We start from the raw sequence: 7,624 nt of genomic DNA, 5'->3' as shown, positions 1-7,624 counted from the left end.
CATAGATATCAGTGGAATTTAAAGAAGATGACTCCTGTCGAATACAGAAATCATCTTCTTGATGCCGCCTAACTTTTTTTAAAATGTCCTTTACAAAGGGTACAGATTATACATGACATTCTTTTTATTTTGGATAAAAGAGGTATGTATATAGTTCTGAAAATTGTTATTTTTTAAATTTTTACATATAATGAAGGATATAGGGGCACCAATAGGGGAGTTATGAATGGAAAATACTTTAGTTAGTTAAATATTACTCGTTTTAATCAAAATAATTATGAGTTGATTTGGAGTTGAATACAATGGGGAAAAATCATTATAAATGGAGTAATAAACAATTACGAGAACATGTTGAAGTACTAGATGGTAAGAGAAGCACACACATATTATTAAAGAATGCAACATATTTAAATTCTTATATGCGCGAGTGGATGACAGCGAACATTTGGATATATAATGATCGAATTGTATACGTAGGGGAGCAGCTGCCAGAGCAATTAACGGAGTGTGAAGTTGTTGATTGCGAAGGAAAGTATGTCGTACCCGGTTACATAGAACCACATGCACATCCGTATCAGTTGTATAACCCAGAGACGCTAGCGAATCATGCGATGCAGTTTGGGACAACAACTTTTATTAATGATAATTTAACTTTATTTTTCACATTAAAGCGTGAAGAAGCATTTCGTTTATTAGATGAATTCAATAAGATTCCAGCAAGTATGTATTGGTGGTGCCGTTTTGATGGACAGACTGAATTGCAAAACGGAGAATCTTTGTTTAATCGTGAAGAAATAATAGAGTGGCTGCAGCATGAAGCGGTTCTTCAAGGCGGCGAGCTAACAGCATGGCCAAAACTATTACATGGCGATGATGAAATGTTAACTTGGGTGCAGGAAACGAAGCGATTGCAAAAGAAAGTAGAAGGACATTTTCCGGGTGCATCTGAAACGACTTTAGCGAAGTTAAAACTGTTAGGTACAGATTGTGATCATGAAGCGATGACAGGGCAGGAAGTTTTCACTCGTCTTATGCAAGGTTACACTGTTTCCCTAAGAAATTCTTCAATCCGCCCAGATTTAGAAGTTTTACTGAAAGAATTGTTGGAACTAGGCGTAAAGCAGTTTGATAGATTCTTTTTTACAACAGACGGCTCACATCCTTCGTTTTATGAGAATGGAATGACAAACGTTATGATTTCTACCGCGATAAAACAAGGCGTGCCAGTAATAGATGCATACGATATGGCAAGTTATAATATTGCTCGCTATTATAATATGGAACATGTACATGGTTCGATTGCGACAGGTAGAATTGCTAATATCAATATTTTAGAAAGTAAAGAAAACCCAGTACCAATCAGTGTCCTTGCAAAGGGGAAATGGGTGAAGCGTGACGGTGTAAATACGCATGAAGCATTACATATAGACTGGAGTAAATATAAAGTAACTCCATTATCATTAGATTGGTCAATAGAAAAAGAGGATATGATTTTCTCTAATAAAACGGGGATACACTTATTAAATAACGTTATTACAAAACCATATACTAGTGAAATCAATATAGACTGTGATGAATTATCCACAGATCATGATGAATGCTTCCTCATGATGATTGCTCGTGATGGTACTTGGCGAGTAAATACAGTTGTAAAAGGTTTTGCGAAAGAATTAGGTGGTCTTGCTAGTTCTTATTCCGGCACAGGTGATATGATTCTCATTGGAAAAAGTAAAGAAGATATGCTTACAGCTTTTCGTAGAGTAAAAGAGCTCGGTGGTGGAATGGTCGTAGCAGAAAACAATGAAGTGTTACACGAAATAGCATTACCATTGCTCGGGATTATGTCTAATTTAAAAATGAGAGAATTAATACAGGAAGAGAAACAGATGGTGAAATTACTACAAGAGCGTGGCTACGCGCATGATGATCCAGCATTTACAATTTTATTCTTTTCTGCGACGCACTTGCCTTTTATACGAGTAACACCTATAGGATTATATGATGTGAAAAGTAGTAAGGTAGTTGCCCCGCCCGTGAATTTGATAAAGCAATATTAAAAGGAAAGATCCTATAAAAATTTTATAGGATCTTTCTCATTATTAGCATAAGAATATTGTAAGCCTCAAATGATATAGTATCTAAATCATTTGAGGTGATATGTAAATATGAAAAAAATATTTTACATTTTAAGCGTATTTATTCTGTGTGTATCGATACAACACGTTGTACATTCCCAATCAGATGCACCAGAATTATCTTCGGATTGTCTCGAAGAAAGAAAAGTTAGAGATGAAAAGCATGTGAAGAATATAATACAGGACATTAAATCCACATTTAATTTAAATATTGATGAACATAGTTTTTGGGAAGTAAGTAAAAGAGATCTGGAGGCTGCTCATTTGATGTATGGTGGAAAGGAAAATGATTCTTATTATAATTCGCTAACTAAAATTTATGATAGTGGTGGATTTAGCGAACAGCCCAGCTTATTTGTGAGGGCACAAGAAGCATTTTTACTTTATAAAGAAAAAGATAATATCAATGTAATGAAACGCCTAAAACTAGACGTTGAAAAAGGGGAATGGCTCGTTATAAAAACGAAAAAGAAGAAAGGGAAAAAAGTAAAATTCAAGCTGTTGCAATGTGAAAAAGATTATATGAAAAAGAGAAATGAATAACAAAATACTTATTCATACTGTTTTTATTCAACGATATTTTGCTGTTGATGTGAAATAGAAAAAGGTAAACGAACATATTAGCTTTATGGAATATGTTTGTTTACCTTTTTTTGAGAGATTTAATAATTGGGGATTATTTACTGGCTAATGAACTTATAATATTCAATGAATTTGTTCTTCATAAACATTAGATTTTGTGTCAAATGATTTATACATTACCGAACCACCTATGTATATTTTATTCTACAGTATTTATAAAAGAATGTTGGCTATTCATAAGAAATATGATTGGCACGGTTTTTGCTTGTATTACATGTAAGGAAGGGAGATTGTATGTAAGGAATCTGTACTCGTAATAGTATAAAACAAGCTACTATTGCATTATTAATCATAGTTGTATTTATAGCGGAACTGTAAATACATACAAATAAGTGGTTTTTTTGAATTTAAAATTCTGAATTTTCTTTTAAGTTATTAGGGGGCAATGGGATGGTTAAATATTCGAAAATTTCTAAGTGGATTCTTGGTGTTGGATTAGTGACAATAACATGTAATGGTTTGCAAATTCAAGCAGAGACAAAAGAGCAAAATGTGAAGAACGTATTACAAATGGAGCCGGTAGGAATACAGAAATCTGTTGATGAATTGGCGCACCCTTCAAAAGTACAAGAAAATGCATCTTTTACAAAACGGTTAAAATTAGCGGATTTATCACAGCGCCCACTAGCACCAACCGATAATATTAAACCGTTAGCTGAAGAAAAAAAGTATTCAATGGCTGAGTTAAATCAATTAAATAATAAACAATTAACTGATCTTCTTGTGACAATTAAATGGTATCAAATTCCGGAATTATTTCAGTTTAATAGTGATAGTCTTAAATTCTATCAAGATGATAGCCGAATGCAAGCAATTATTAATAAACTAGCAGAACAAGGACAAGCTTATACGAAAGATGATTCAAAAGGGATTGAAACATTAGTAGAAGCTCTACGTGCAGCATTTTATTTAGGTTTTTACCATGATGAATTAAGCAAACTAAATGAGCGTAGCTACCATGATAAGTGTTTACCAGCTTTAAAAACAATTGCAAAAAATCCAAATTTCAAACTTGGTACATCAGAACAAAATAAAATAATTGCATCATATGGAAAATTAATTGGAAATGCATCAGCAGATGTTGAAACGGTTTTATATGCAGGTGAAATTTTTAAACAATATAACGATAATCTTGCAACTTTCATTGAAGACCGAACAAAAGGAGACGCTATATATGAGTTGATGAAGGGAATTGACTTTGATATTCAGACGGATATGTACACGACTGGAAAAGAGCCAAAAGATACGATGTGGTTTCGGAATATCGATAACTTTATTAATGAAGTAAATCGTTTTGCACTACTTGGTACAGTAACAAATAAAAACGGATGGTTAATTAATAATGGAATTTATTATGCTGGCCGATTGGGCAAGCTTCATAGCACGCCGACAAAAGGACAACAAGTTGTTACAGATGCAATGCGAATTTACCCATATTTAGGAGAGCAATACTTTGTTGCGGCAGAACAAATTACTACAAATTATGGAGGAATAGATGCGAATGGAAAAACTGTAAATTTAGATCAAATTCGAGAAGAAGGTAAAAAGAAATATTTACCGAAAACGTATACGTTTGATGATGGAGCAATTGTCTTTAAAGCTGGGGATAAAGTTAGCGAAGAGAAAATTAAACGTCTATACTGGGCGGCAAAAGAGGTGCGTTCTCAATTTTATCGTACAGTTGGTAGCGATAAACCACTTGAAAGTGGACATGCTGATGATGTGTTAACGATGGTTATTTATAATAGCCCAGATGAGTATCAATTTAATCGTCAACTGTACGGATATGAAACGAATAATGGTGGGATTTATATTGAAGGGACAGGAACTTTCTTTACATATGAACGTACACCAGAGCAAAGTATTTATAGTCTGGAAGAATTGTTCCGCCATGAATTTACGCACTACTTACAGGGAAGGTACGAAGTTCAGGGATTATGGGGCCAAGGGGAAATGTATCAAAATGAACGTTTAACATGGTTTGAAGAAGGGAATGCAGAGTTCTTTGCAGGTGCAACTCGATTAGATAGTGTAGTACCGCGAAAAAGTATAATTGGCGGGTTATCTAATGATCCTGCAAAACGTTATACAGCATCACAAACATTAAATGCGAAATATGGAACGTGGGATTTTTATAATTATTCGTTTGCGCTGCAATCATATATGTATAATAAGCGCCCAGAAATGTTCGATAAAGTACATGATTTAATTCGCGCAAATGATGTTTCAAGTTACGATGCATACCGTGCTACATTAAGCAAAGATAATAAGTTAAATGAAGAATATCAATCTTATATGCAAATGCTTATTGATAATCGCGATAAGTATACGATTCCACAAGTATCAGATGAATATTTAACTCAACATGATCCAAAATCGCTTTCGGACGTTACTTCAGATATTACGAATGAAGCGAAATTAAAAGATGTGAAAGTAACAAAGAATAAATCACAATTCTTTAATACATTTACACTACAGGGAACATATACAGGAAGTGTGGCTAAAGGAGAAGTTGAGGACTGGAAAGTGATGAATGAAGCAACAAATGATATGTTGAAACGTCTTTCAGGAAAAGAGTGGACTGGATATAAAACATTGACTGCTTATTTTGTAAATTACCGTGTAAATAATGCTGGGCAATTTGAATATGATGTTGTGTTTAGCGGAGTGAATACGGAAGAAGGTACGGCTGTAGAAAAAGAACCAAATAATTCATTTGAAACAGCAAACCCACTATCTTTGAATATTTTGTTAAGAGGAACCTTGAGCGATCAAGATCAGGGGGATAAATTTGTTATTGATGTAAAGGATCAAAAAGATTTACAAATTTCTGTTACGAACGAACAAAATCTTGGACTGAACTGGGTATTATATTCTGAATCAGATTTAAATAATTATGTAGCTTATGCAACAAAACGTGATGGAAACAAATTGCTTGGAAATTATAATGCAAAGCCAGGGAAATATTACTTAAGTGTATATAAGTATGGTGGTGGAACAGGGAATTATACGGTACAAGTAAAATAGTTTACTATAGTTTGTTTTGAAAGGCTACTTATCGCATTTTTTAGCGAAATAAAGTATGTAATGTTAAACATTAAACTAAGCCAACATATCCCTGTTCTAATTATAGAACAGGGATATGTTGGCTTTATATTTTCAAATTAAATAACCTCATTGGATTTTGACAAGAAAATAATTAATATAGATTTGAATTCTCATTCGTAAAGCATGTTTTAATCTTCTTAATGCTCTTTCATTTTTGTCTCAATGCTTGTTTTCAAATCAGTTGATACTTGATTGAAATACCCCAAAACGATCTCCCTAATATCATCGGATATAACTTTCAAATCACTAGCTAAGTTTTCAGCGAGATGTTCTTTTTCTATTGGCTGTAACTTCGTATAAAATTCACCAGCCTGCGTAAAGTCATCCTGTTTCATTATAGAAGTTCTTTCAAGTTTACCTTCAACGTACCTTCCTTCACCGGTTGTAATTTGATTAGCAGGTGTCCAATCTTGCTGCTGGTTAATCGTTAATTTGCGAAATTCTGGACCAATTCTTCTTCTTTGTGAATCACTGTAAATGTTAGCGCGCCCTTGCAGCATTTTATCATCTGATAGTTCTGCACCATCCAGTAAATTAGAAGGAGAGAATGCGACCTTTTCTACTTGTTCCATAAAATTTTCAGGATTTTTATTTAATACCATTTTCCCGACTGGTATGAGAGGATACGTCTGTTCATCCCATACTTTTGTGTCATCTAAAGGATCATAAGAAAGGTGCGCTTCATCTTTCGGATCCATGAGCTGGACGTATAAACCATACTCCACTGGTTTACCATTTTCAATAGCATCATATAAATCTTTCCCGCTATAATCAGGATTTTCAGCAGCTAATTTAATTGCTTCTTTACTAGTAATGTACTGTACACCTTCAAATGGGTACCAATGATACTTTACATACTTTCGATTACCTTCCGCATTTCTCCATACATATGTATTAACACTATGTCCTGGAATGTGGCGAAGACTTTTGGCCGTACCATTATTAGAGTATAAACGGACAACAAAATGAATAGATTCAGGTGCTTTAGCGACAAAACTCCAAAATCTATTAGGGTCTATTAAGTTATTTTTAGGTGAAGGCAATAATGCTTGAATCGTTTCAGGGAAACGCATTGGATCACGGACAGAAAAAACAGGAATGTGATTACATAAAAGGTCAAAAATGCCTTCTTTTGAATAAAATTTTGTGGAAAAACCGCGTACATTTCTAGCAGTATCCGGTGTTCCTTTCGTACTAACAGCTAACGAAAATCGAACCATAACAGGAACTTTCTCATTAGAATTTTGTAAAAAACTTAATTTAGTATGTTCAGACATCGAATATATCGTTTGAAAATAACCGAACGCACCAAATCCTTTTACATGAACAGGTCTTTCTAAAATTTTTTCATGAATAAATTGTTGTAATGACTCATGCAGTACACTATCTTGCTCTAGTACAGGTCCACGTGAACCAACTGTTTGAGAGTGAAATTTAGCTGGTTCAGTAAGTTCTCGATGTTTATTAAAGTTTTCTTCTAATAATTCTTTCCTATGTTTATCATATTTTTCATTCATCGATATAGCCTCCAAATTTTTTCGTCGATTGTTACTAAATATGATTTTATAGTCTCGATTATGTATGACATACAAAGTTCAAAGCAGTAACATACCGCTAGATGAAAAAAACACATATGTAGTGGACCTGTTGAAATAGAAGAAATTATGGAAAAATGAATATCGGGAAGAGAAAGCACACGTTTTAATAAAAAATGTGGAAGAAAACCACTATTAAAATTT

At 33.7% G+C, this 7,624-nt stretch carries 5 protein-coding genes; 4 read left to right on the top strand and 1 reads right to left on the bottom strand.

Going from position 1 to position 7,624, the window contains the following annotated elements; genetic code table 11:
• From MR112_RS28900 to colA, 4 genes are all read left to right on the top strand, one after another.
• On the top strand, nt 1–72 hold a 72-nt coding region (locus tag MR112_RS28900), incomplete at its 5' end, for an IS3 family transposase (protein WP_333563856.1).
• A gap of 230 nt (nt 73–302) precedes the next feature.
• Nucleotides 303–2,057: an adenine deaminase gene (locus MR112_RS15025; protein WP_242245090.1), complete on the top strand. Its 1,755-nt coding sequence runs from the start codon at nt 303–305 to the stop codon at nt 2,055–2,057.
• A gap of 108 nt (nt 2,058–2,165) precedes the next feature.
• Complete coding sequence (locus tag MR112_RS15020; protein ID WP_000719372.1) at nt 2,166–2,678, top strand: hypothetical protein; 513 nt, start codon at nt 2,166–2,168, stop codon at nt 2,676–2,678.
• Nucleotides 2,679–3,167: 489 nt separating this feature from the next.
• Nucleotides 3,168–5,804 carry a collagenase ColA gene (gene colA, locus MR112_RS15015; protein WP_000241891.1) on the top strand — a complete coding sequence of 879 codons (2,637 nt, stop codon included), beginning with the start codon at nt 3,168–3,170 and terminating at the stop codon, nt 5,802–5,804.
• Nucleotides 5,805–6,022: 218 nt separating this feature from the next.
• Here colA and MR112_RS15010 read toward each other — a convergent pair whose 3' ends face one another.
• Entirely contained in the window at nt 6,023–7,402 is a 1,380-nt protein-coding gene (locus MR112_RS15010; RefSeq protein WP_016124768.1) for a catalase, read from the bottom strand.
• Nucleotides 7,403–7,624: the final 222 nt, after the last annotated feature.

It is taken from the genome of Bacillus cereus group sp. BfR-BA-01330 (assembly GCF_022663885.1).
GTDB classification, from domain to species: domain Bacteria; phylum Bacillota; class Bacilli; order Bacillales; family Bacillaceae_G; genus Bacillus_A; species Bacillus_A cereus.
Note: the sequence above shows the minus strand (reverse complement) of the source record. Positions and strands in the feature narration are given on the sequence as shown.

Bases quoted from the DNA above. Each gene is read 5' to 3' on its own strand.
- MR112_RS15025 (WP_242245090.1), top strand. From the start codon at position 303: ATGGGGAAAAATCATTATAAATGGAGTAATAAACAATTACGAGAACAT.
- MR112_RS15020 (WP_000719372.1), top strand. From the start codon at position 2,166: ATGAAAAAAATATTTTACATTTTAAGCGTATTTATTCTGTGTGTATCG.
- colA (WP_000241891.1), top strand. From the start codon at position 3,168: ATGGTTAAATATTCGAAAATTTCTAAGTGGATTCTTGGTGTTGGATTA.
- MR112_RS15010 (WP_016124768.1), bottom strand. From the start codon at position 7,402: ATGAATGAAAAATATGATAAACATAGGAAAGAATTATTAGAAGAAAAC.